Source organism: Achromobacter sp. UMC71, assembly GCF_014170305.1.
In the GTDB taxonomy this organism is placed as follows: domain Bacteria; phylum Pseudomonadota; class Gammaproteobacteria; order Burkholderiales; family Burkholderiaceae_B; genus Achromobacter.
In genome coordinates, this window is sequence record NZ_LZZT01000035.1 from 1 (window position 1) to 21,987 (window position 21,987).

Annotated in this window: 18 protein-coding genes; 4 read left to right on the top strand and 14 right to left on the bottom strand. The window is 66.2% G+C overall.

Annotation, left to right across the window (positions count from 1 at the left end; translation table 11 throughout):
- Positions 1-413, top strand: a 413-nt coding sequence (locus A9974_RS17210) for a DUF2894 domain-containing protein (RefSeq protein WP_183005384.1), incomplete at its 5' end; no start/stop codon positions are given.
- Positions 414-483: 70 nt separating this feature from the next.
- Here the strand turns inward: A9974_RS17210 and A9974_RS17215 are convergent.
- The 14 genes from A9974_RS17215 to A9974_RS17280 all read right to left on the bottom strand — a co-directional run bounded on the left by A9974_RS17215 (position 484) and on the right by A9974_RS17280 (position 18,941).
- Entirely contained in the window at positions 484-1,818 is a 1,335-nt protein-coding gene (locus A9974_RS17215; protein WP_183005385.1) for a carotenoid oxygenase family protein, read from the bottom strand.
- Positions 1,819-1,896: 78 nt separating this feature from the next.
- The gene (locus tag A9974_RS17220; protein ID WP_183005386.1) at positions 1,897-2,259 is read right to left on the bottom strand and encodes a hypothetical protein; all 363 of its coding nucleotides are present in this window, start codon (positions 2,257-2,259) and stop codon (positions 1,897-1,899) included.
- Positions 2,260-2,269: 10 nt separating this feature from the next.
- Complete coding sequence (locus tag A9974_RS17225; protein ID WP_183005387.1) at positions 2,270-3,199, bottom strand: DUF6708 domain-containing protein; 930 nt, start codon at positions 3,197-3,199, stop codon at positions 2,270-2,272.
- Positions 3,199-5,835, bottom strand: coding sequence for a T6SS effector BTH_I2691 family protein (locus tag A9974_RS17230; protein WP_183005388.1), 2,637 nt, complete (start codon positions 5,833-5,835; stop codon positions 3,199-3,201). Before A9974_RS17230 ends, A9974_RS17225 begins: the two co-directional genes overlap by 1 nt.
- Positions 5,825-6,676 carry a DUF4123 domain-containing protein gene (locus A9974_RS17235; protein ID WP_183005389.1) on the bottom strand — a complete coding sequence of 284 codons (852 nt, stop codon included), beginning with the start codon at positions 6,674-6,676 and terminating at the stop codon, positions 5,825-5,827. Before A9974_RS17235 ends, A9974_RS17230 begins: the two co-directional genes overlap by 11 nt.
- 23 nt (positions 6,677-6,699) lie before the next feature.
- Positions 6,700-9,399 carry a type VI secretion system Vgr family protein gene (locus A9974_RS17240; RefSeq protein WP_183005390.1) on the bottom strand — a complete coding sequence of 900 codons (2,700 nt, stop codon included), beginning with the start codon at positions 9,397-9,399 and terminating at the stop codon, positions 6,700-6,702.
- A gap of 13 nt (positions 9,400-9,412) precedes the next feature.
- Positions 9,413-12,097 carry a type VI secretion system ATPase TssH gene (gene tssH / locus A9974_RS17245; RefSeq protein ID WP_183005391.1) on the bottom strand — a complete coding sequence of 895 codons (2,685 nt, stop codon included), beginning with the start codon at positions 12,095-12,097 and terminating at the stop codon, positions 9,413-9,415.
- Positions 12,098-12,116: 19 nt separating this feature from the next.
- Positions 12,117-13,217 (bottom strand): type VI secretion system baseplate subunit TssG, encoded by a 1,101-nt coding sequence (gene tssG, locus A9974_RS17250; protein ID WP_183005392.1) that lies wholly within the window; start codon positions 13,215-13,217, stop codon positions 12,117-12,119.
- Complete coding sequence (gene tssF / locus A9974_RS17255; protein ID WP_183005393.1) at positions 13,181-15,019, bottom strand: type VI secretion system baseplate subunit TssF; 1,839 nt, start codon at positions 15,017-15,019, stop codon at positions 13,181-13,183. Before tssF ends, tssG begins: the two co-directional genes overlap by 37 nt.
- A 53-nt stretch (positions 15,020-15,072) precedes the next feature.
- Complete coding sequence (gene tssE, locus A9974_RS17260; RefSeq protein WP_183005403.1) at positions 15,073-15,558, bottom strand: type VI secretion system baseplate subunit TssE; 486 nt, start codon at positions 15,556-15,558, stop codon at positions 15,073-15,075.
- A gap of 70 nt (positions 15,559-15,628) precedes the next feature.
- On the bottom strand, positions 15,629-16,132 hold the full coding sequence (locus A9974_RS17265) for a type VI secretion system tube protein Hcp (protein ID WP_006395404.1): 504 nt from the start codon (positions 16,130-16,132) through the stop codon (positions 15,629-15,631).
- A gap of 40 nt (positions 16,133-16,172) precedes the next feature.
- Entirely contained in the window at positions 16,173-17,663 is a 1,491-nt protein-coding gene (tssC, locus tag A9974_RS17270; RefSeq protein WP_025141191.1) for a type VI secretion system contractile sheath large subunit, read from the bottom strand.
- A complete protein-coding gene (gene tssB, locus A9974_RS17275) occupies positions 17,656-18,180 on the bottom strand; it encodes a type VI secretion system contractile sheath small subunit (protein WP_013396290.1) in 525 nt (174 codons plus the stop codon). Before tssB ends, tssC begins: the two co-directional genes overlap by 8 nt.
- Positions 18,181-18,248: 68 nt before the next feature.
- On the bottom strand, positions 18,249-18,941 hold the full coding sequence (locus A9974_RS17280; protein ID WP_183005394.1) for a hypothetical protein: 693 nt from the start codon (positions 18,939-18,941) through the stop codon (positions 18,249-18,251).
- 189 nt (positions 18,942-19,130) lie between these two features.
- On the opposite strand from A9974_RS17280, the gene tssJ reads away from it, so the two are divergent.
- From tssJ to icmH, 3 genes are all read left to right on the top strand, one after another.
- Positions 19,131-19,748, top strand: coding sequence for a type VI secretion system lipoprotein TssJ (gene tssJ, locus A9974_RS17285; RefSeq protein WP_255468209.1), 618 nt, complete (start codon positions 19,131-19,133; stop codon positions 19,746-19,748).
- Between the two features lie 67 nt (positions 19,749-19,815).
- Positions 19,816-21,162 carry a type VI secretion system baseplate subunit TssK gene (tssK, locus tag A9974_RS17290; protein ID WP_183005395.1) on the top strand — a complete coding sequence of 449 codons (1,347 nt, stop codon included), beginning with the start codon at positions 19,816-19,818 and terminating at the stop codon, positions 21,160-21,162.
- 49 nt (positions 21,163-21,211) lie between these two features.
- On the top strand, positions 21,212-21,967 hold the full coding sequence (gene icmH, locus A9974_RS17295) for a type IVB secretion system protein IcmH/DotU (protein ID WP_255468211.1): 756 nt from the start codon (positions 21,212-21,214) through the stop codon (positions 21,965-21,967).
- Positions 21,968-21,987 lie beyond the last annotated feature (20 nt).

Genomic DNA, 21,987 nt, shown 5'->3' on the forward strand with positions numbered 1-21,987 from the left:
CCCCCGCTGCCCGCCCGCGCGGCCCCCTGGCCGAGCTGGCCGCCTTCCTGACCTACCCCGGCGAACCCGGCGACGACGCCGATGCCGCCGCCGCGCAAGCGCGCCGCGACGCCTACCCCGATCTGCCCGCGCTGGATGAATTCCGCGAGATCTGGTCGGGCCTGAGCGCCGACCGGCAAGTGCGCCAGTCGCAGGAACAGGTGCACAAGAACGCCGGACCGCTCAATTCCAACCAGTTGGTGCACCGCGCCCTGTCCCTGATGCGCGAGCTCTCGCCCGGTTATCTGCAGCAGTTCGTGGCCTACACCGAAACGCTGGCCTGGATGGAACAGGTCACGGCCGCGGCCGCCCCGGCGCCCGCCAAGGACGCGCCCCGCGCCGCCAGGAAGACCAGCCGGGCCAAGGCGCGCTGAGCCACGCCGGGCCCGCCCGGCCCATGGCCGCCGCGGACATCGCGTCGATCGACCTGAACTGAACCGCCCTTCAGGCGTCTTCCCCGGGCAGCCACGCCCCATGAAACCCCGCGGGAATCCGCTGTGGCAGACGCACCGTCGCCAAGGGCTCGGCCGCGATATCACGCCCGTCCAGCACCACCACATCGCTGGTGTCGCTGGCCTGGCGGTACACACACACCAGCACCCAGCCATCGTCTTCGTCCACCGCCCCCGGGCGCGGCACGAACACCGGTTCGCTGTTCTGGTCACCGGGCGGCACGCGGTACTGCTGCTTGGCGCCGGTGGCCAGGTCGTACCGCAGCACCCCGCGCATTTCCACGTTGGTCGGCTGCTGCACCGCGTAGGCGTAGCGGTAGGGCCGCCCGGTCCGGCCCTCGTTGATGCGCGGCAGCTCGATGCCGGCCTCGTCAAGCGCGCATTCGCTGACCGTGCCGCGCGCCAGGTCGATCACATAACGCCACAGCACGCCCAACGGATTGTCTTCAAAGCCCGCGCCGCCAGGCGACAGGCGCAGGTAGTGCGGATAGCGCACCACGTCCAGCACCAGCGTCGTATCGTCGGCGTCATAGGCATTGACCACGTGCTGGATGAAACACGGCGCCACCTCGAACCAGCGCACCGGTCCGCCGTGGCGCGGGATCACGCCCAGCCGCGACTGGCGTTCGTCATGCCAGCGCAGCGGCATGCGGTAGCCGCGTTGCAGCATGGAAAAGTCGTACGCCACGTTCAGGTCCAGCAGGATGCTGTAGCGCGCCGTGATCGCCATGTCGTGCATCATCGACGGCCCCGGCACCTCGATCAGCTGGTCCACCAGGGGCTGGCCGTCGGCGCCCGTCACGCCATAGCGCAACCACGGGCGTTCCCAATGGGCGCGAAAAGTCATCAATTCGCCGGTCTCGGGGTCTGCCTTCGGATGCGCCGTCATGCCCGCCGCCAGGCCGGGATGGCGCTGGCTGGTGCCGCCGAAATCCAGCCCGGCGGTCATCACCAGCGGCGCCCCGCCCTCGGCCAGCGCCAGGGTTTCACCGGCGTGGCGCAGCACGTTGACGTTGGGATTGGTGTCCGGCAAGGCGTCCGCCGCTTGCGGCGCATGCACGCGCGCCCAGATCCGGGTGCGGGCCCAGCGGTTGCGGTAGCCGATCGCCCGGCCATCGCGCAATTCAATGGCGTGCAGCATCGCCGGCTGGGGCCACCACGACAGCACGTCGTTGCCCTCGAAGCACCCGCTCAGCGGATTGGGGCCATTGCGGACCAGTACGCCGTCCAGCCAGGGCGGCAGTTCACCGTCCACCGGCAGGTCTGTCAGATCGGCTTCATGGGCCAGCGCCGCGGTAGCGCCGGTGTTCAGATCAAATGTGCTCATGGTTGCGTCCTTTGTTGCGATAATTCGCAGGACGCATTTTTACCCGGATTAAAATAACCCGTCAATATTACCCGGATTTTAATTGCCGCTGGCCTGCGTCGGGCCGACTCCGCCCCCCATCGCCATCAATACCTGAACACCCGCAGGCCGTAGTCCCTGCCATCGCCCTCTTGCCGCAGCGCCCTGGACGCCTTGCGCAGGTTGATGCTGGCCGGGTCTTCCCAGCCGAAGCCTGCAAAGATGCGTTCGGCGGTGCGGGCCAGCCCCTCGGTCTTGCGCCCTGCCCGCCACGCTGAACGTGCCCCGGAACAGCGCGAAAACGGCGTCCAGCGCCAACATGAACAGGAAGATCACGCCCAGCACGAAATCACGGTTCTGCCGGCGCCGGGCCAGGCCCGTGATCTGGCCTTCGAGCTTGCAGAACGAGTCGGTGGCAGCCAACACCCGTCCCCTAGCGCAGATCCTCGGGGTTCATTGAGGCATCGCGCACGTACGGATCGCCCGGTTCGGGCTGCAGCGCCGCCTCGATCTCGGGCGGAAACGCCGGTATCTTGCTGGTGTGCACCACCACCCAGCGCATGATGGCGTGCAGGTAGTTGAAGGGGGCCGCGAGCACGTACATCAGGCCAGGCGTCTGGGCATCGTTGGCGAAGATGCGTTCCTTGCTGAAGGCGAAACTCTCGCGCTTGCCGTCCACAGGCATGCAATACAGCACGGCGTCCAGCACCGCCTGCGGCCCTTCTTCCATGTAGCGGCGCAGGAATTCCCAGTGGGAATAGGCGTTTTCGACGCGGCTGGTGGCGATGCAGAACGAAAACGTCTCCTTCACGGTGACGCCGTCCTGGTCCAGGATCAGCCCGCGGATATCCCAATTGCGCATGCCGAACGCGGCTTTGCCGCGGCCCAGCGTGAAGTAGATCTTTTCCCAGGGCGCGGTCAGCACGGTGCCGTCCAGCCGAAACACATGCACCAAGCGGCGCTTTCGGTCCAGCGCGATGGGGTAGTAAGTCCAGCGGAACATCTCTTTGCAGGCGATCCAGGCCCCCAGGGCGCCCACCACCGCGAACATCGCCATGCCGAAGAAAACCGCTTCCCAGAGGCCGTTCTCGTTGGGCAGGTCGTCCACCACCAGAATCCAGGCCAACTTCAGGATGACGCCAATGCCGAACGCCACACCTACTGCCCCGAGCAGAGCCACGAAGCCGCGCCACCCAAACCAGCGGTCCACCGACAGCAGGCTGTTGGAATTCATCTTCACCACGCAAAGCTGGGCCAGCAGCGGGACGTCCAGGCGTTTTTTCTGCAGCAGCCGGTGTTCGCGGTCGAATGCAGTCAGGGGACGGTTGTTGGGAAACCGGGACAGCAACCCTGTGAAGTCCATCACTCCCCTCCCAGTGCCACACGCAGACTGTTCACTTCTTGTTGTACTCCATAGTAATAATCGGCGCCGGCCTGCCCCTGCAGCTTGCCCCACAGGCACCGCTTGAGCCATTCATCGATCTTGTTGCCTTTGTATTTCTCGATCAGCACCGCCACGACGATCAACAGGACGGCGGCGATCAGCCCCACAACGGTCCACGACATGGCGAACGCGCCCACGACAATCAGGCTAAGCCCCCCCGAGGCCAGGTATAGGCCGCCCATCCAGCCGTTCTTCTCGATCGTGATCTGATCCACGCCGGATTTCACGTCGAAGGCGGCCATGAGAACCCCGGTCACGACTCCCGTCCGGCTCCCCCAGCGCATCAGCAGCGATGCGGTGGATTCGAGCCCCAGGCCCATCCCCAAGCGCATGCCGGCGGCCATCCGGCCCTTCAGCGCCACGCCCAATACCTCCGCCACCGACCCGCCGGCCGATGCGATGCCAATCACGAACTTCCAGCTTGCGTCGGTGCGTTCGTGCGGCATGGCCGATTCCAGATCGCTCCAGAGCTTGTAGACGGCCACGGTCTGGAACAGGCAGCTGACGACGCCGACCCGCACATCCGTGTTGATCGTCGTGCGCCAGCGCGACAGTTCCCTGGCCTCGTATTCTTCCATCGTCATGGACGTCTGCGCCAGCATCCTGGCCCGGTCCGCCGCCCGGCCTTCCCGGGGCACGCTGGCCGCCGCTTCCCTGTCCACCAGCATGAACCAGCGCTTCTTGTCGGTGCCTTCCAGCTGTTCGCCGCGCACTTCCAGCCGCCGCAATTCGTCGGCCACGGCGCGCTCCATCTGCCGCATGTTCACCTGGCCGCCATGCTGGCGCATGAGTTCGCGGATCAGCGCGGCGCGGAAGGTCTTCTTGCCGCCCTCGACTTCGACAATCACCACATCGTGGCGTGACAGCAAGCCCAGGTACATGGCCAGCTTGCGCGCAATCGAGCTGTCCACGCCCAATCGCAGCACCTGCACCACCGGGCCCATGATCTGTTCGAGCAGGCGCGCCGTCTTGTCCATCTGGCCTTCACTCAGCACCTTCAGGCCGGTCTTGTAGGCCTCGTGCAGGTTACCCCAGGGAATGGCCTTCCAGTCCAGGGCGGCCTCGTGCGCCTCGACCACCTTCTTGACCACGAAATCCTGGTTGTGGAACATGGCGCGCAAGAGCAGATTGCGCGTGTCTTCGGGATCGCCTTGCAGCCATTCGGCATACTGCTTGAAGCAGACGCGCTTGTCCTGGGTGCCGTCGATGCACAAAGAAAAAATGGTCTGGAAAACCTCGCCGCTATCTGCGTTGTTGACGTCGTAGTTGCACTCGAACCCATTGAGCGTATCGCCGCAGGTGATCCAGGCCACGTGCGCCTTCGCCATCGGCACGATGGTGGCGGCGTCGAATTTGGTCAGGCGCTCGTCGAAATCCTTCTGCCATGCCCGACGCGCGTTCTCGTCGTAGTTGTCGAAGTACTTCTTCCAGGCATCCCAGCGCACTGTCCGGCGCTCTTGTTCGGTCGGGTGGCGGTAGTTCTCGGCCTCGGCCATGCGCTCTTTCTGGCGATCCGGGTTGATCATGTCCAACACCAGCTGGCCGATCGCCATGCCGCCGGCGCTGCCACCGCCCCCGGGGCCCGCCATGTTCGGGCTGGTGGTGCCATAGACCGAATAATTGGACGCATCCCTGGCGCGGTCGCGCAGCAGATCGTTCTCGGCGGCCTGCATGATGATCTCGCTGACCGACTCGATGGACTTCGATACCGTCAGCGGCCGCAGGTCTTCCTTGTTCGAGACGAAATCATCAAAACGCAGGCGCATCAGTCGCGCCAGGTCCTGCAGGATGCCGGTGCTGTCCGGCAGCGCCAGCATCAGCCCCTTGCCGGGCAGGAACGCCTCGGCGGCGTTCTCGATCATCTCACCCATCCAGCCCTTCACGTCGTAGTAGCCAACGGTGCTCCAGCCCAGCATCTGCTGCTTCTGATGCAGATCAAGCTCGCGCTTGCGATGCACCACATACTCGGCCGCCGTATCTTTCAGGGTCTTGATGCTCTTGGCATTGGCGTGCCGGCCGCTGGACAACCAGGCCTGCACGTCGAACTTGAACATGTGGCGCTCGCGCATGTCCGCGCCGCGCCGGCCCTTGTGGGCCTTGCACACGTCCTTGGTCCACTGCACGTCCGAAAACGTCAGCCACACGAACGTGGCCTTGCGCGCATTGGGAATGGTCAGCAGCGAGGCCTTCGCCTCGTGATCCATCGTGCAGGTGAACGTGCGGTCACAGTTCTCCACCGGCTTGTCGACGTCAAAGTTGTACAGCGTGCCGTTCTCGTTGACGTAGTAGCCCTTGAGTTCCGATCGCGCTTCGTCATACATGTACAAATAGCCGGGGCGCAGCAGGCGCACGCCGTAGCGCGCGCTGTCGCCCAAGGGCCGTTCGGCCAGTTGCGGCATGTTCATGTCGCCTGCCAGCGGCGGGGACGGGTCTTCTTTTTTCAACACCGCATAGCGCAGCGGCATGATGGGCAGGCCCACCCGGTGAAACGGGCAATCTTCCTCGCAATCGATAGATGAACGCTTCTTTCCGCAGTTCTTCACATCATCGGCCATCGGGCTCTCCAGTTCGTTCCAGCTCCGTGCGCACGCGGGCCCAGTCGTCATCCGACAGGTCCTGGATCGCGGCAAGGTAGGGATAGTCGTCATCCGGCCGCATCGCCGCCAGGCACTCGCGCACCCGCTCGTGGCGATGGAAGGCGGGATGCACCTCAAGGCCATGCCGGGCAAAGGCCTTGCGCTCCTGTGCCGTCGCCAGGCCTAGGTCGCGGGCGGTGCGGAAATGGTCCATCACGGTCTTGCCCAGGGCGATTCGCCCATCAGGCGCCAGGCTGTCCAGGCCGGACAGCACTTCATTCAAGGGCTGCATCTGGGTCAACGCGAACGACTGCTCCGCCGTCAGCCGCAGGCGCGGCGCCGGGTCCACGTCGGGCCGATCCAGCGCGCGCCATTCGCCATCCAGATGAAACCGAAAGCGCCGCACCGGGCCACACAGCCAGGCCAGTTGGCCGGGGTCCAGCAGCCACGACAGCTGGACCAGCACCCGCGGATCGAAGAACCGGAAAAAACACGGCCCCTGCCCCGCGATGTCAACGATCATGCGCGAGCGGAAATGCGCCGCCACCGCATCGGCCGGCCGTTCGGACTGCAGCAGCAGCGCCAGCCACAGGTCGTCAACGTCATGCGCTGCCTGGTTCAGGCTGGCCAGCACCTGCGTCTTGCCGGCCGCATCCAGGGCGGACAGATCCAGCAGCCGGGGCATCAACCCGGGCATTTTCCGCAGCGCGGGCGGCACCAGCGCCCGGGCCTGGGCGGCTGCCGCCGGCGGCACGCCGCGCGTGTGCTCATCCTGGATCAGGCCGAACTCATAGGTGCAAAAAGACTGGTAATTGAGCATGCCGCCTTCCATGTCGAGCCGGCCTAGCCCAGCGGCACGACGGCGCCGCCCTGCTGGGCCGCGCCGCGCACGCGCGCTTCGCACAAGGGGCTGGCTTCGTTGAAAGCCAGGTTTGCCCGAGAGGTCTGCGGGCCAACCCAGCTGTGCGCGCCCGCCTTCAGTTCGACCTTGCCTGGTGCATGCAGCTGGATACCGCCGCCTTCCAGCCGCACGTAGGCGCCGCCGGCCGTGGCCAGCACGCGCTCCTTGGCCTGCACCAGCACGGCCGCGCTGGCCGAGGCAAAGGTCACGGCCTTCTCGGCCGTCAAGGTCATCTTGGCGCCCTGGCTGTGCAGGCGCAGCTTGCCGCCGGCCGCATGCAGCCGCAGCCCGCGGTCCTGCACGGCGCGGCTGCCACCAGCTTCCTGGCCCAGGGTGAACAGCACCACGCCGGCCGCCACCCCCACCGCCAGATGGGCGCTGCTGACCCAGTTGACGTCCGGCGCCACCTGCGCCAGCGTGCCCCCGGCCACCACGAACGCGTTGCCGGGCGTGTATTGCCCGATGCCGCTGGGCGCACTGACCTGGATGTGCGGCTCGCTGTAGGCCGCCACCTTAACCGCGCCGCCCTGCGCGGCCGCATCATCCTGGGTGGCCTCGACCACGTCGCGCACGTGCGTCAGGCCTTCATGCACCGGCAGCGCCTGCGGATCGCCATCCAGAATGGCTTTCTGCTTGATGGCGACGTCGCCCAGTTCCTTGGCCGATTCCAGCGCCGCATCGATCTGCTTGGCGGCCTCGGCGCTGTCCAGCAGCGCACCGTCGGCGTTCTCGCGCAGGTCGGCGCTGATCAGCAGGCCCTGCCCTGCGCGCAGCGCCACGGCCTCCTTGGTCGACAGCTCGGCGCCATGGCCCAGGTCTTGCAGGCGTTCGTTGTCGCGCTGTTGCTTGACGTGCCCCAGGTTCAGGCGGGAATCGGCCTGCGTGGTCGACGCGGTCAGGCGCGACTGGCCGGGCGTGTCGTCCTGCACCAGCTGGTTGTAGCCGCCCGTGCCCGCCCCGCTGGTCGACAGCGCCTGGGTCTTGAAGCCGGACATCACCGCGTTGTGGGCATGGCCCTCGCTACCGCCCGCGAACCAGGCCGGTGCGTTGCCGGTGGCGTTGGCCCCACCCGCCTGCACCTGGTTGTGCGAGGCATCTTCGGCGCCCGCGCCGTTGTACAGCGCACCCACCACCACCGGTCGGTCGATGTCGCCATGCAGGAATTCCACCAGCACTTCCTGTCCGACGCGCGGCACGAAATGGCCGCCCCAATCGCCGCCGGCCACCGGCTCGGCCACGCGCACCCAGGTACCCAGTTCATCCTTGGCCGGCGCGTTCTCCTCGCCAGACGGATGCGCCAGCCGGCTGCTCGACGCCTTGCCGCGCTGCCAGTGGAACTGCACCTTGATGCGGTGGTCGCGATCGGTGTGCACCGGCGCCTCGGCCCCCACCACCAGCGCCGTCTGGGCGCCGAACACGGTGGGACGCGGATGTATGCGCACGCCGTGGCCGTCCCGCGTCGCGGGGCGGAACTCGGTATCGCTGCCGATGCAGGTAAAGGTATTGCGGTAGAAATCGGCCTCTTCGTCGTCGCCGCCACCCAAGGCCTCGCTCACCGCGCGGCCCAGGTCCGCGTCGAAGTTATTGCGCGCCTGGTGCGTGATTGCGATCACCACGAATGAGGACGCGCCGCCCTGCTGGTAGTGGCCGGTCAGCTCGAAACGCTGCCCTGGCGCCAGCGTGCGCACGGTGCCGGCGCCTTCCACGCTTTGCTGGCGCACGCGCAACGCGGCCAGCGCGTTGTGCGCCAGCCGCTCGCCCTGCGCGCTGTCTTCGTAGGCATATTGGCCCGGATAGTCATCGCTGGTCAGTTCCACCGCGTTGGCCAGCTTGCCGGCGTCGGCCTGTGCCGACACGGGCCGCGACTGGGCGCTGCGGTAGTCCCAGCTGGCCATGCGCACGGCATTGGTCTGCCAGCGCTGGCGCGGGCTCCAGCGCTGGATGCTGTCTTCGGTTTCGGTCACGTCGGCGCGGGCAAAGCGCACGCTAGCCTGCGGGCCGGGCTTGAAGGCGCCGTTGTGGTCGGCAATGACCAGGGTGTGGCCGTCGTCCGCATGCTCGACCCAATAGAACAGCCCTTCTTCGGCCAGCAGGCGTTCCACGAAGGCGTAGTCGGTTTCGCGGTACTGGATGGTCAGGCTGCGCTTGGCGTAGGTGGCGCGGTCCCGCACGTCCCAGCGCCACTGCGGCGCCAGCGTGCCCTGGCCCTTGTAGTCGCCGAAAATGCTTTCGACGATATCGATCACCGTCTTGTCCTGGTAGGCAAAGCTGTCGCGCCGCGCACGCAGGAAGGCCAGCCACGGCTCAACGGTCAGGCCGTAACGTGCCAGGCCGCCATTGGCGCCCAGGAAACGCGCCCCCGTGGCATGGCCGTGCCACAGGCGCGGCTGCTCGCGGTCCAGCGCCGTCTGCAGGCGCAGCGTGACCGGCTGGCCCAGCAAGGCCTTCAACGGAATATGCGCGTCGTCCGACAGCGCGGTGATTTCCAGCCGGCAGGCGCCACCGCTCAGCTGTTCGGTGGCCGACAAGGTTTCGGCCACCAGGCGGTTCTCGCCCAGCGGCGTGCGCAGGTCCAGCAGGCGGTTGGCCTGCGCGATACCGGCGGTCGACAGGCGGGAAAGTCCGGAAGCATCCTGGGGCATGATCGGCTCCGGCTCAGGTCAGGCGGTAACGGAAGTCGCCGTTCTTGCCGGCGGTCACCCGGATGCGCGCGATCGCTTCGCCCTGCGCCATGCGGCCCAGCACCTGTTCGGCGATCTGCGGCAACAGCGTGCCGTTCAAGATGTGGTCGACGTTGCGCGCCCCAGTGTCCACTTCGGTGCAGCGCGCCAGCACGGCCTCGACCAGTGCCTCGTCCCAGTCGAACACCGCGCGGTGGTTGGCCTGCACGCGTTCGGCAATGCGGCCCAGCTTCAGGCCGATGATGCGCGCCAGCGCGTCGTCATCCACCGGGTAGTAGGCGATGGTCTTCATACGGCCCAGGAAAGCGGGCTTGAAGGCCTTGTACAGCTGCGGCGCCAGCAGTTCCTGCAAGGCCTCGGGGTCCGGACGCTCGTCCGCGGCCTTGTTCAGGCAGGCCTGCATAATGGCCGACGAACCGACGTTGGACGTCAGGATGATGAGCGTATTACGAAAATCGATCTCGCGCCCTTCGGCATCGTCCATCACGCCCTTGTCGAAGACCTGGAAGAAAAGCTCCAGCACGTCGGGATGCGCCTTTTCGATTTCGTCCAGCAACACCACGCTGTACGGTTGGCGCCGCACGGCCTCGGTCAGCACGCCGCCTTCGCCATAGCCCACATAGCCGGGCGGCGACCCTTTCAGGCCCGACACGCTGTGGGCCTCCTGGTATTCGCTCATGTTGATCGTGACCAGCTTGCGCTCGCCGCCATACAGGATGTCGGCCACCGCCAGCGCGGTCTCGGTCTTGCCCACGCCAGACGGGCCGACGAACAGGAACACGCCCTTGGGCTTGTTCGGGTCTTCCAGCCCGGCGCGCGCGGTGCGCACGCGTTGGGCAATGGCATGCAGCGCATGGTCCTGGCCGATCACGCGTTCGGCCAGCAGCGGCTGCAATTCCAGCACCGTACGGATTTCGTCATTGACCATGCGGCCCAGCGGAATGCCCGTCCAGGCAGAGACGATCTCGGCAATCACCTGCGCATCCACATAGGCCGGCACCAACGGCGCTTCGCCCTGCAAGGCGCGCAACTGCTGCTGCAATTCGGCCAGTTGCGCCTGGGCCGGCGTGGGTTCCGCGGCCTTGCTGCCGCGGCGCTTGCCGGCGGTCTCGGACTCGGGTTCCTGGCCCGCGGCCTCCAGTTCTTCACGCAATGCATGAATCTGACGCACCAGCTCGCTTTCCTGGGCCAGGCGCGCCTCGGCAGCCGTCAGTTCCTGGCGCGTGGCGTCCATTTCCTCGTCCAGCTCGCGCAGGCGGGCCGATTGCGCGGCGCCGGCGGCGGCCTCGCGGCGCAGCGCGGCGCGCTCGGTCTCCTGGCGGGCCAGGCGATGGCGCGCGTCGTCGATCAGGGCAGGCGTGGCGCTGCGGCCCAGCGCCACGCGGGCGCAGGCCGTATCCAGCACGCCTACCGCCTTGTCGGGCAGCTGCCGTCCGCTGATATACCGGTGCGACAGCCGGGCCGCGGCCACGATGGCCTCGTCCAGGATGCGCACGCCGAAATGTTGTTCCATCAGCGGCGCCATGCCGCGCAGCATGCTGGCGGCCAGGGTTTCGCTGGGCTCTTCCACTTTCACGACCTGAAAGCGCCGCGCCAGGGCCGCGTCTTTCTCGAAGTACTTCTTGTACTCGCTCCACGTCGTGGCCGCGATGGTGCGCAGTTCACCGCGCGCCAGCGCCGGCTTGAGCAGGTTGGCCGCATCGTTCTGCCCCGCCTGCCCGCCCGCGCCGATCATGGTGTGGGCTTCGTCGATGAACAGGATGATGGGCGTGGGGCTTTGCTTGACCTCGTCGATCACGCTCTTTAACCGGTTCTCGAACTCGCCCTTGACGCTGGCGCCGGCCTGCAGCAAGCCCATGTCCAGCGTGCGCAGCGCCACGCCGGCCAGGGCCGGGGGCACGTCGCCGGCCACGATGCGCAGCGCCAGGCCTTCAACCACCGCGGTCTTGCCCACACCGGCCTCGCCGGTCAGGATGGGGTTGTTCTGGCGGCGCCGTGTGAGGATGTCGATCATCTGGCGAATTTCGGCATCGCGGCCGATCACCGGATCGATCTTGCCTTCGCGGGCGCGCTCGGTCAGGTTGGTGGTGTACTGGTCCAGCGCGGGCGTCTTGGACAGGCCCGCCGCGGGCGCGGCGTCGTCACCTTGCGCGGCGCCGTCGCCCAGCGCCACCGATTGCCCCGCCTCTTCCGAACCCGCCGTCAACGCGGCGAAATCGTGCTTCAGTTCTTCCAGCCGGAACGATTCGAACAGGCGCGACCCGCGCCGCGCCAGCGCGGCCAGATCCGGCTCGGTCAACAGTGCCAGCAACAGATGCCCCGAGCGGATGCGGGTGGTCTGCGTATCCAGCGACGCGATCAGCCAGGCGTGTTCGAACAGCCGCGGCAAGTGCGGCGAAAACACCGGCGTACGGGTGTTGCCGTTCTTGAAGCCGCGGATCTCGGCGTTCAGGTCGGCTTCCAGCACGGCCGCCTCGATGCCGCTGCGGCGCGCCACCAGGCTGAAGTCGCTGGCCGGCTTTTCCAAGAGCGCCAGGAACAGATGTTCCAGGTCCACCTCGTAGTGGCCTTGCGCCATGCACAGGCTGGCGGCACGCTCGGCAGCCTGGCGGCAAGTCTGGTTCAGTTTCCCGATCAGGGTTTTCAGGGGAGTGGCCATGTTCTGGGTTGTCTTGTTCTTAGTGGATGGTGTGCAGTTCGTAGCTGGCGTCGTCGCGGTCCGACGCCGACGGTTCGGTGCAAAGAAAGGAATTCCAGCCCAGGCGCGCGCCACCGCTGTCGGCGCCGCCGCCCAGCGCGCTGCCGGCGACGTCCTCTTTGGCCATCACCAGGCGCACCTCGTATTCGAAGCTCAGGCCGCCGAACATTGTCAGCAGCTTCTCCAGCGCCTGCGCGCGGGCACCGCCGGGCAGGAAATCGGCGAACGCCGACTTGGACAACGGGCCGATCCACAGCCGGATGCGCAGATCGCGCTGCCAGATGCGATCGCCCGCCATCGCGGACACGCCCAGCACCGCGCCGGGCCGGCCCAGCTGCGTGCGGTTTTCGGGCGGCACGTGATACCAGCGGCCGACGAACTGCTCGACGCGCAGGGCCACCTGGAAGTAATCGGCCAGCACCCGCTGCAGATACGCGGCCGACACCGGCCGCTGGCGCGCCGCCGCGGCGTAGTGCGCCAGGGACTCGTCAAACACCTTGCCTTCGCCGGCATGCAGCCGGTCACGCAGCGCCGGGTGGCCCACGCCGCCCAGCGCCAGCAGCAGCGGCAGGTAGTGATGGTCCTGCTCGGTCTCGTGCCGCAGCGGCATGCGGTACTTCTTCCAGGCCGCGTAGAACAAGGCCGCGGCCCGGTTCGAGAAGATGTCGAAGAAGGCGCGCGCGCCCCGGTCGCGGGTCGCGCTTTCGCGGTGGCTCAGGATTTCGGAATAGTGCAGCGGCAAGGCCCCCTGCCCGCCCAGCAAGCCAAAGAACGCCGGTTCGATCTCGACCCGGCCCAGCGTACCGGCGGCCAGCGCCGCCAGGCGCGACTCGGCGTCGTTCAGGGCCTGGCCATCCTTGTCATAGGCCGTCAGCCCCGCGATCTCGCTGGCCGGAAAGCCCAGCGACGACGAATTGACGAAGCGCAGGTGCGCCGGCACGGCGTTCTTGGCGCGCGTGCCTTCCTGGCGCGCGAACCACAGTTCCAGCACCCGCACGGCCTGGAAGAACTTGAAGCGCTGCGGCTCGGCCAGCAGCGATTCGATTACGCTAGGATCGCGTCGCCGTTGCATGGGGGGCACCGTAGGATTTCTTCCGCGCCGCGGCGCGACAGCACCACCAACTGCACGAAGCTGTTGGCGTGCACATAAAGGCCAAAGAAGCGGTTGATCACCGCCACGAAGGCATGCAGGCTGGTGCCCACGAAATTATCTTCGTTGATCGTCAGGCGGATCTCGATGCCCCGCACGAAGGTCGCGAACGGCTCGCCCGGCATCCAGTGGGTGGCGGGCTTGTAGTCCAGCCCCACCAGCCCTTCGATCTGGCGCGCCGCCACCGCCGCGTGCGACAGGTCATACAGGCGCAGCGTTTCCTTCAGCGCCGGCAAGCCGCTATGCACCAGCGACAGATGATTCAACGCCAGGTGCGATATCAACCGCCAGTGCGCCGCGCGGCCCTGCTGGAAGCGGTGTGTGTGGGTGGGGCGGCGCAGCATGCGGATCTCGCGCGCCACCGAGCCGCCTTCCAGGAACAGGTCGCCGCCCGGCTGGCCCACCGCCAGGTGCGACGGCAGGTCGCGGTTGGTGCAGGTCAGTTCCAGGCTCAGCGTCTCGGTCTGCGGCAGCGCCGGATTGAAGTCGATGTCCACGATGGACATCTCCATCTCGTAGCCCGGGCTGCGTTCGGCCACCATCGGGTCGCGCCGGGCCGTCCAGTAATGGCTGGCGCCTTCGGGCGTTTCGCCGTGGTGCAACGAATAGAACGGCCGGAATTCCACCACCGAATCGCCCTGCGCGTTCTGCCGCACCAGGCGCACGCGGTCGATGGAATAGACCTCGTAGCCGTAGGCCCGGCGGGCGTCGGCCACCACCGGATACGAGGCGGCGGCATGCGTCACGCGAATCGGGTCGGCGCGCTGGTCGAACAGATTGATCACCGGCGTGCAGCCCAGCCGGAAGTTGTCGGCCGACGCCGATTCCAGCAACCGCGCGGTATTCGAATCAGCGCGCAGCCCCTTGACCGGCAGGTGCAGCGTGAATTCGCGCACCGGCCCCACCGCGCGCCGCAGCGCCGCCAGGTCGATGTCGACGAAATTGAACTTCTCGGAAAAGACGAAATACTCGGCCAGCAGCCGGTAGGCTGGATGCGAGCTGGCCGGGAAATCGATCAGCGCATCTTCCTCGGCCAGGCCCACCTGCGCCAGCGGCACCTCGGGCAGGCGGTTCCAGCGGCCGGGCTGCGTCTCGATATAGGCGGCTGCGGTGCGCAGAAACAGGCAATCGCGCAGCGCCGCTACGAACGACGGTTCGCCATGCAGGTAGACGCGCAGCCGGTCCACGGCCAGCGTCGCGAAGCTCTGGGTTTCGGCCAGGCAGGCCAGCGTCAGCGACAGACGGCCGGTCACGCCGGGCGGCAGCTGCGTGGACGACGGCGCGTTGGCGGTGGACGCAAACGCGGCGCGGCGTATCGCCACCGGCGCTAGCGTCACGTCATAGGCCGTGCGGAAACGGCAGGCCACGCCGCGTACGGCATGGGACTTCAATTCGGTGCCGCGCGCCAGGCGCACGGGCGCGGTCAGCTGGGCCGCCACGCCGCCCATGTCGAACTGCGCGATCGAACACGACGGAAACGGCCGCAGATAGTGCGGGTACATCACCTCGAACAGCGCTTCGGTGAATTCCGGATAGTCGTCGTCGAGCTTCTTGTTGATGCGCGCGCCCAGCAGCGCGAACGATTCGATCATCCGCTCGACGTGCGGGTCCTCGCAGGTTTCCCCCGACAGCCCCAGGCGCGCCGCGATCTTCGGATAGCGCTGGGCGAAATCGCGCGACGAGCCGCGCAGGAACCCCAGCTCGCGTTCGTAATACGGCAGCAGTTCTTCCATCTTTCCCTTCCTCGCCGACGGTTGGCCGCCGGCGCCCGCGTGCGTTTATGTTGTCAGGCGGCCGCCGCGGCCTTGGCCCAGCCCTTGCTGACCGAATACTGCAGCGTCGACGGCTGCAAGGTCGCGTCGAACGTCACCGGCTCGTGGGCCGGGCCCACATCCAGCATCGCCGTGATCGCGAAATACAGCACCGAGGTGGCGCGGCTGTCGACCTGCAAGACCACCCGCACGTGCGTCAGACGCGGCTCGTGGCGGGCAATGGCCTGCTCCAGCGACCGGCAGATGAACTCCCGGTCGTAATGGCTGGCCAGGCTCAGCCCCGAAAAGTCCGACAGTCCATAGGTCAGGATGGACCGTTGGCAATTCGGGTAGCGCTTGAGCGACGCCTCGGTGAAGACCATGCGGGTATTGAGCAGGGCCTCGATGTCGCGCGCGACGGTTTCCTTGATTTCCTCGACCGACAGACGCCGTAACGCGTGTGGCGTCTGGCCGTCCCCGTCAAACAGCTTGTCGAACAGACTGGGTTCGAAACCCTTCATCACGGACCTCTCTCAGAAAAAGCCGCGGCCCGGGGACGAGCCGCGGCCTTCGCTTTGCCGCGCGGCCGGGTCAGACCGAGTACGTCTTGTCGTTCTTGGTCAGGCTCCAGGCGCCCTGGGCATTGCCGCCCTGGTTGCCGCCGACCTTCTGCTGGGTGTACTTCCACTGGACAGCGGCGTACTTCAGCGAGAACGACTCGTGCGGCAGGCCTTCGCTGACCACTTCCGGGGCCACGCGCGAGATGATCACGTACTTGAGCTTGATTTCCAGGTACTTGACGCGATTGCCTTCACCGTCGGCCCGCAGGAAATCGATGGTCACTTCGTCAAAGGTGGTGCCGCCCGAGGCGTGCTGATAGAGCAACGGGCTGACCACGTCCAAATCTTTCGTGAAGACCATTTCGCCGTGCTCGGTGCGCTCGGCGGTATGGCCGCCCGAGGTCGAGGCGGTGGCCGAACGCGGCTGGATGATCTCGTGGCGCCAGGAGCCGACTTCGATCCAGTCCGGATGGTCCTTGTCCTGGGACTCGCCCTTGAGCGCAGGATTACCGAATTTGACGTAGATGTCCTTCATTAAAGTTCTCTCCAGTTAAAAACCGCGTAGCAGACGAGCATCAGGATTTCTGGGCTTGGGCGGGCAGTTCCGCGACCAGGCGTAGCGAAATCGACAGTTCGTCGAGTTGGAAATGAGGCCGCAAGAACGCGACGGCCCGGAATACGCCAGGACGGCCCGGCACTTCGGCCACTTGCACCGAGGCTTCCCGCAAGGGGAACTGCGCTTTCTGCTCCTGGCTCGCGTTGTCGTCCAGCAGCACGTACTGCGAGACCCAGCGGTTCAGGAAGCTCTCGACCGATTGCGCGGACGCAAAACTGCCGATCTTGTCCCGCATCATGGCCTTCAGGTAATGGGCCACCCGCGACACGGAGAAGATGTATTGCAACTGCGCCGACAGCACCGCGTTGGCGTTGGCGCTGTCGGTGTTGTATTTCTTGGCCTTCTGCACCGACTGGGCGCCAAAGAACGCGGCGTAGTCGGAATTCTTGCAATGCACCAGCGGGATCAGGCCCAGATCGCTCAGTTCCTTTTCGCGCCGGTCGGTAATGGCGATTTCGGTCGGGCACTTCAGCGCGATCTCGCCATCATCGGTCTTGAAGGTGTGGGTCGGCAGGTTCTCGACCAGGCCGCCGCCTTCCACGCCGCGGATCGCCGCGCACCAGCCGAAGTCGGCGAATGCCGCGGTCAAGCGCGCGCCAAAGGCCCAGGCGGCGTTGCACCACAGATATTTGGAATGGTCGGTGCCGTCCACGTCTTCGACGAAGTTGAAGCCTTCGACCGAGGTGCCCTCTTTCGGGTCGTACGGCAGGCGGCCCAGGAAACGCGGCATGGTCAGGCCGACATAACGCGAGTCTTCCGAATCGCGGAAGCTGCGCCACTTGGTGTATTCCACCGTGTCGAACACCTTGGCCAGGTCGCGCGGGCGGCCCAGGTCGGCAAAGGTGTCCAACCCCAGCAGCTCGGGCGAGGCCGAGGCGATGAACGGCGCGTGCGAGGCCGCGGCCACGTGCGACATCTGCTCGATGAAGTACATGTCCTCGGGCTGGCGCGTGATCTCGAAGTTGCCCAGCAGCGCGCCGAACGGCGAACCGCCGAAGGTGCCGAATTCTTCTTCGTAGACCTTCTTGAACATCAGGCTCTGGTCGAAGTCGATGGCGGTCTGGAAGTCGCGCACCAGGTCGCGCTTGGTGACGTTGAGCACCTTGATCTTGAGCATCGGCCCGGTGTTGCTTTCCTGGCACAGGTAATGCAGGCCGCGCCAGGTACTTTCGAGCTTCTGGAATTCGGCGCCGTGCATCACTTCGCTGAGCTGGGCGGAGATCAGGCGGTCCAGTTCAGCCACGCGGGCGTCCAACATGGCGGACAGGTTGTCGGACACCACCACGGTGCCCTTCATGACTTCGCGGGCCAGTTCGCCGATCAGGTCCTTGGCGCGGTCGTGTTCGGCGGTGGACTTGGCGACGCGGCTCTGTTCGACGATCTGGTCGAGCAGGCCCGCGTCGGCGGCGGCCGGAGCGGACGCGCTGTGCGCGGCGGCGGAGTTACTCATTGCTGCCTCCCTTGCCGTTCTTGCCGGCTTCGCTGGTCAGTTGCTGCAGTTTTTCCGTGCTGCTGAGCACTTCGCCCAGCAGGTCTTCCAGCTTGTCGTTGCCGGCCAGCTTGTTGCGCAGGTCCGCCAGCTTGGTGCGGATGTCCAGCAGCTCCTTCAGGGGCTCGATCTGCTGCACCACGGCCTCGGGGCGGAAGTCTTCGACGGAACGGAATTTCAGGTCCACGCCGAACGTGCCGCCTTCGTCGGTCAGCCGGTTCTTGACCCGGTACGCGGCGCGCGGCTCCAGGCCGCGCATCACGTCGTCGAAGTTGTCGACGTCGATGTTGACGAACTTGCGGTCCTTCAGGCGCGGCAGCTCGGCTTCGGACTGGGCGCTGAAGTCGCCCACCACGCCCACGACGAAGGGCAGTTCTTTCTGCTCGATTGCGTCGCCCTTCTCGACGTCATAGGTCAGTTGAACGCGGGGCGGGCGTACTTTCTGGAGTCTTTTCTGAACGCTTTCTTTCTTAGCCATGGGGGCTCCAAGCGGGATGCGAATTGACGAAGGCGAGCGGACCCGGCCTGCCGGGGCCGGCGGGCCGATCAGGGTTTGAGAAGATTGCCGAACGGGTCGGGCGCACGCCCCCCGGCGGGTTGCGCCGGCGGGGCGGATTGACCGCTGCCGGCGGATTGGACTGCGGGTTGGCGAGCGGGTGGGACCGCGGGCTGGCCGGCGCCGCCGGCCTGGGTCGGGCTCGTGGCCTGGCCCGGTTGGGTGGCAGGCGCCGCGCTGGCGGCGGGCGAGACCGGCGGCGCGTCCTGACGCTTGGGCGGCGGGCGCGTGCCGCCGCCACGCGGCGGCTTGCGGCCTTCGGGGAACAGCACGTCCTGCCCCAGCGTTTCACGCATCGCGGCGGCCAGCGCCACCGCATCGGTGCGGGCGTTGCCCGCCAGCAGCGCGTCGGCGCGCAGGTCGGCCAGCGACTGCATGGCGACCCGCAGGCCGCCGACAGCGCGCACCGTCTTGGCGGTGAAATCCTCGGAATCCCGGTTCAGGGCCTCATCGGCCGCGACGATCGCTTCCCCGTATTTCTGTTCATCAAAGCGGATCTTGGCGATGTACGACCAGGGCTCGCCACGCGACGGATTGCGCACCGCGATTTCCTGGAATTGGGCAACCGCCTGGTCGCTGCCTTTCGAGGCAAGCGTCTCGGTGGCCTGAGTAATCGACTGCTTGTATTCGGCGTCCGTCTGGGGCTTGTTTGTAGCCGCACAACCCGCCATCAATGCCGCCATACCGCCTATGAGGAAATACCGGGAAAGTTGCATTTTTTAGGCACGTGTCTGATGTAACCAAGGGCCGCGTATTTCAACAACTTTTTGTTAGTACACCACTACAGTGCATTACGTCATGTAACTTGCCACGAAATGTCGTTCAACGTGCCGTCATCTGTATGTTGTCTCCATGATCCGGTATAAAGAGCCATGTCAAAACATCTCAATTTATCGCGATGCTTGGCGGCCACGATCATGATCGCGGCGGTCCCTTTAATTCATGGTTGTGCAGCGGTTTCGGCGCTGGGCGCGGTGGCTGGAATTACCGGCACCGCGCTCGATGCGGCGGGCCTGAAAAAGGACCCGAATGCGCCCACCGATGTGAAATTGGCGATCCACGCCGGAGAAAATTTAAATGCGAGCAGCGGTCAACCTGCGGCTGTCGTTACGAAAGCATACTATTTGAAGAATGCCGAGGCATTTCAGCGCGCACCGCTCACGCAATTAGTTGATACTGAGCAGGAAAAGGCGGCACTGGGCGACAGTCTCATTGCGTCGCGCGAGATCACCCTGACGCCGGGACAGCGTTTCGAAAACATCGAAAAAGTGCCCAAGGGCGCCACGTATATCGCCGTCGCCGCCTTGTTTTACGCGCCAGCGCCGCAACGCTGGAAATATGTATTTGAAGTCAAAGCGGTCGAAGACAGCGGCATTGTCCTGGGCGCGCACGCCTGCGCCCTGACGGTTGCCACCGGCAAGATCGTGCTGCCACCGGGCATGCCCGCATTCGATCCGTCCAGGCTCGGGTCGGTGCGATGCCCCGACTGAATCCGGCCGCAACCCACGTCGTAATCAGACGCCCTCTGTATATAGCCATAGACAAGAGCCAGCCAACGTGAGTTATTCAGCAAAAGTATTATGGGGCGAGGGACTGTTCCTGCGGCCCCAGCATTTTCAACGCCAGGATGCCTACCATGAGGCCCGCCTGGCGGAAATGAGCCGGGCGCTGCACCCCTATTCGTGGGGGCTGCGCACGGTGCGCTTCGATGCCGCGGCGCTTGCCAATGGCATGCTGCGCGCCACCGAGCTGTCGGCGATTTTCCCCGACGGCGAAATCTACAACGCGCCCCATAACGACGACCTGCCGCCCGCCGTGGCGCTGGACAGCCTGGACGGCGCCAGCGAGGCGGTGTTCTACCTGGCGCTGCATCCGATGAAGGACATCGGCGGCAACTACCGCGATGCACAGCAGTCCCAGGGCTTTGACGCCCGCTACGCGCACCACGACAGCCCCGCCCCCGACCTGTACACCAACGCCAGCACCGCCGAGCTCGCGTTCCTGCGCAAGAACGTGCGGCTGCTGTCCGAACACGAGCCGCGCGATGCGCTCCTGACCATTCCCGTGGCGCGCGTGCGCCGCAACGCCAGCGCAGGCTACGAGCTGGACACCAGCTTCATCGCCCCCAGCCTGACGGTGCAGGCCTGCGGCGCACTGTTCGAGCAGCTGCGCCGCCTGCTGGACGCGTTGCAGGCCAAGGTCAACGCGCTGTACGGCTTTCACCGCGAACCCAACAAGAACATCATCGAGTTCCGCTCGGGCGACGTGGCCTCGTTCTGGCTGCTGCATACCGCCAACGAGGCCTATTCGGCGCTGTCGCACCTGTTCCACAACCCGCAGCTGCACCCCGAACGCCTGTTCCAGGAAATGCTGCGGCTGGCCGGTGCGCTGATGACGTTCTCCAAGGTGCATACGCTGGCGGACCTGCCTGCGTATCGCCACGACCAGCCGGGCGCGGCCTTCGCGCAGCTGGACGAGATCCTGCGCGACCTGCTCGAAACCGTCATTTCGACCCGCTACTTCTCGATCGTGCTGGAAGAACTGCGCCCGTCGTTCCACGTTGGCCGGCTCGATTCCGACAAGCTCGACGAGACCACGGCGCTGTACCTTGCCGTATCGGCCGCCACGCCCGCCAGCGAACTGGCCGAAACCGTGCCGCTGCGCTTCAAGGTCGGTGCGCCCGACGACGTCGAAAAGCTGGTGCTATCGGCCATGCCGGGCGTGCAACTGGCCTACACGCCGCAGGTGCCGCCGGCGGTGCCGGTCAAGCCGGGCGCCTGCTATTTCACGTTGCAGACGCGCGGCTCGCTGTACGACCGCATGCTGCAGGCCCGCAGCATTGCCATCTACGCCCCGTCCGGCATCCCCGAATTGAAACTGGACCTGATCGCCGTCACTCGCTGACCGGCACCCACCGCAAGAGCCCGCCATGACCGCCGACTCGCCCTCGTTGATGCCCGGAGCCACGCTCCCCGCCCGCGCCGCCGATTTCTACGGCACGCGCCCCGCCAAATCGCTGCTGGACCTGCTGTACGACGGCTTCCTCATGCTGTTCCTGCTCAAGAGCGGACAAGAACCCGCCAGCGCCGCGTCGTTCTCGGCGCGGGTACAGCAGTTCCTAGCCGACTTCGAACGCAGCGCCAAGAAGCTCGATATCCCGGCCGAAGACGTCTACGCCACCAAGTACGCGTTCTGTGCGGCCGTGGACGAAACGGTGCTCAATTCCGGCTTTTCCATCCGCGACGCCTGGATGCTGCAGCCGCTGCAACTGACCCTGTTCGGCGAGCAACTGGCCGGCGAGAACTTCTTTTCCCGCCTGGAAGACTTGCGCGCGCAGGGCGCGCCACGCCTGCAATCGCTGGAAGTGTTCTACATGTGCCTGCTGCTGGGTTTCCAGGGCAAGTACATGATCGAGGGCCAGGAAAAGCTGGGCTACCTGACCGCGCGCCTGGGCGACGAGATCGCGCTGCTGCGCGGCAAGCGGGCCGGCTTTGCGCCGCACTGGCCGCTGCCGGACAAGATCGCCCATACGCTCAAGCGCGACGTGCCGCTCTGGAGCATCGGCGCCCTGTTCGCCCTGCTGGGCCTGTTGGCCTATCTGGGCATGGGCCACTTCCTGAACGGCGACATGCAGACCGCCATGGCCCCGTACCACGACATCGTCAAGCTGGGGCCGCGCGCCGCGCACCTGACCATTTCGCTGCCCTGAAGGTTCACGTTCCGCCACAT

Excerpts from the sequence above, each read along its gene's own strand:
- A9974_RS17215 (WP_183005385.1), bottom strand. The coding sequence starts at position 1,818 with ATGAGCACATTTGATCTGAACACCGGCGCTACCGCGGCGCTGGCCCAT.
- A9974_RS17225 (WP_183005387.1), bottom strand. The coding sequence starts at position 3,199 with ATGGACTTCACAGGGTTGCTGTCCCGGTTTCCCAACAACCGTCCCCTG.
- A9974_RS17230 (WP_183005388.1), bottom strand. The coding sequence starts at position 5,835 with ATGGCCGATGATGTGAAGAACTGCGGAAAGAAGCGTTCATCTATCGAT.
- A9974_RS17235 (WP_183005389.1), bottom strand. The coding sequence starts at position 6,676 with ATGCTCAATTACCAGTCTTTTTGCACCTATGAGTTCGGCCTGATCCAG.
- A9974_RS17240 (WP_183005390.1), bottom strand. The coding sequence starts at position 9,399 with ATGCCCCAGGATGCTTCCGGACTTTCCCGCCTGTCGACCGCCGGTATC.
- tssH (WP_183005391.1), bottom strand. The coding sequence starts at position 12,097 with ATGGCCACTCCCCTGAAAACCCTGATCGGGAAACTGAACCAGACTTGC.
- tssF (WP_183005393.1), bottom strand. The coding sequence starts at position 15,019 with ATGGAAGAACTGCTGCCGTATTACGAACGCGAGCTGGGGTTCCTGCGC.
- tssE (WP_183005403.1), bottom strand. The coding sequence starts at position 15,558 with ATGAAGGGTTTCGAACCCAGTCTGTTCGACAAGCTGTTTGACGGGGAC.
- A9974_RS17265 (WP_006395404.1), bottom strand. The coding sequence starts at position 16,132 with ATGAAGGACATCTACGTCAAATTCGGTAATCCTGCGCTCAAGGGCGAG.
- tssC (WP_025141191.1), bottom strand. The coding sequence starts at position 17,663 with ATGAGTAACTCCGCCGCCGCGCACAGCGCGTCCGCTCCGGCCGCCGCC.
- tssB (WP_013396290.1), bottom strand. The coding sequence starts at position 18,180 with ATGGCTAAGAAAGAAAGCGTTCAGAAAAGACTCCAGAAAGTACGCCCG.
- A9974_RS17280 (WP_183005394.1), bottom strand. The coding sequence starts at position 18,941 with ATGGCGGCATTGATGGCGGGTTGTGCGGCTACAAACAAGCCCCAGACG.
- tssJ (WP_255468209.1), top strand. The coding sequence starts at position 19,131 with ATGTCAAAACATCTCAATTTATCGCGATGCTTGGCGGCCACGATCATG.
- icmH (WP_255468211.1), top strand. The coding sequence starts at position 21,212 with ATGCCCGGAGCCACGCTCCCCGCCCGCGCCGCCGATTTCTACGGCACG.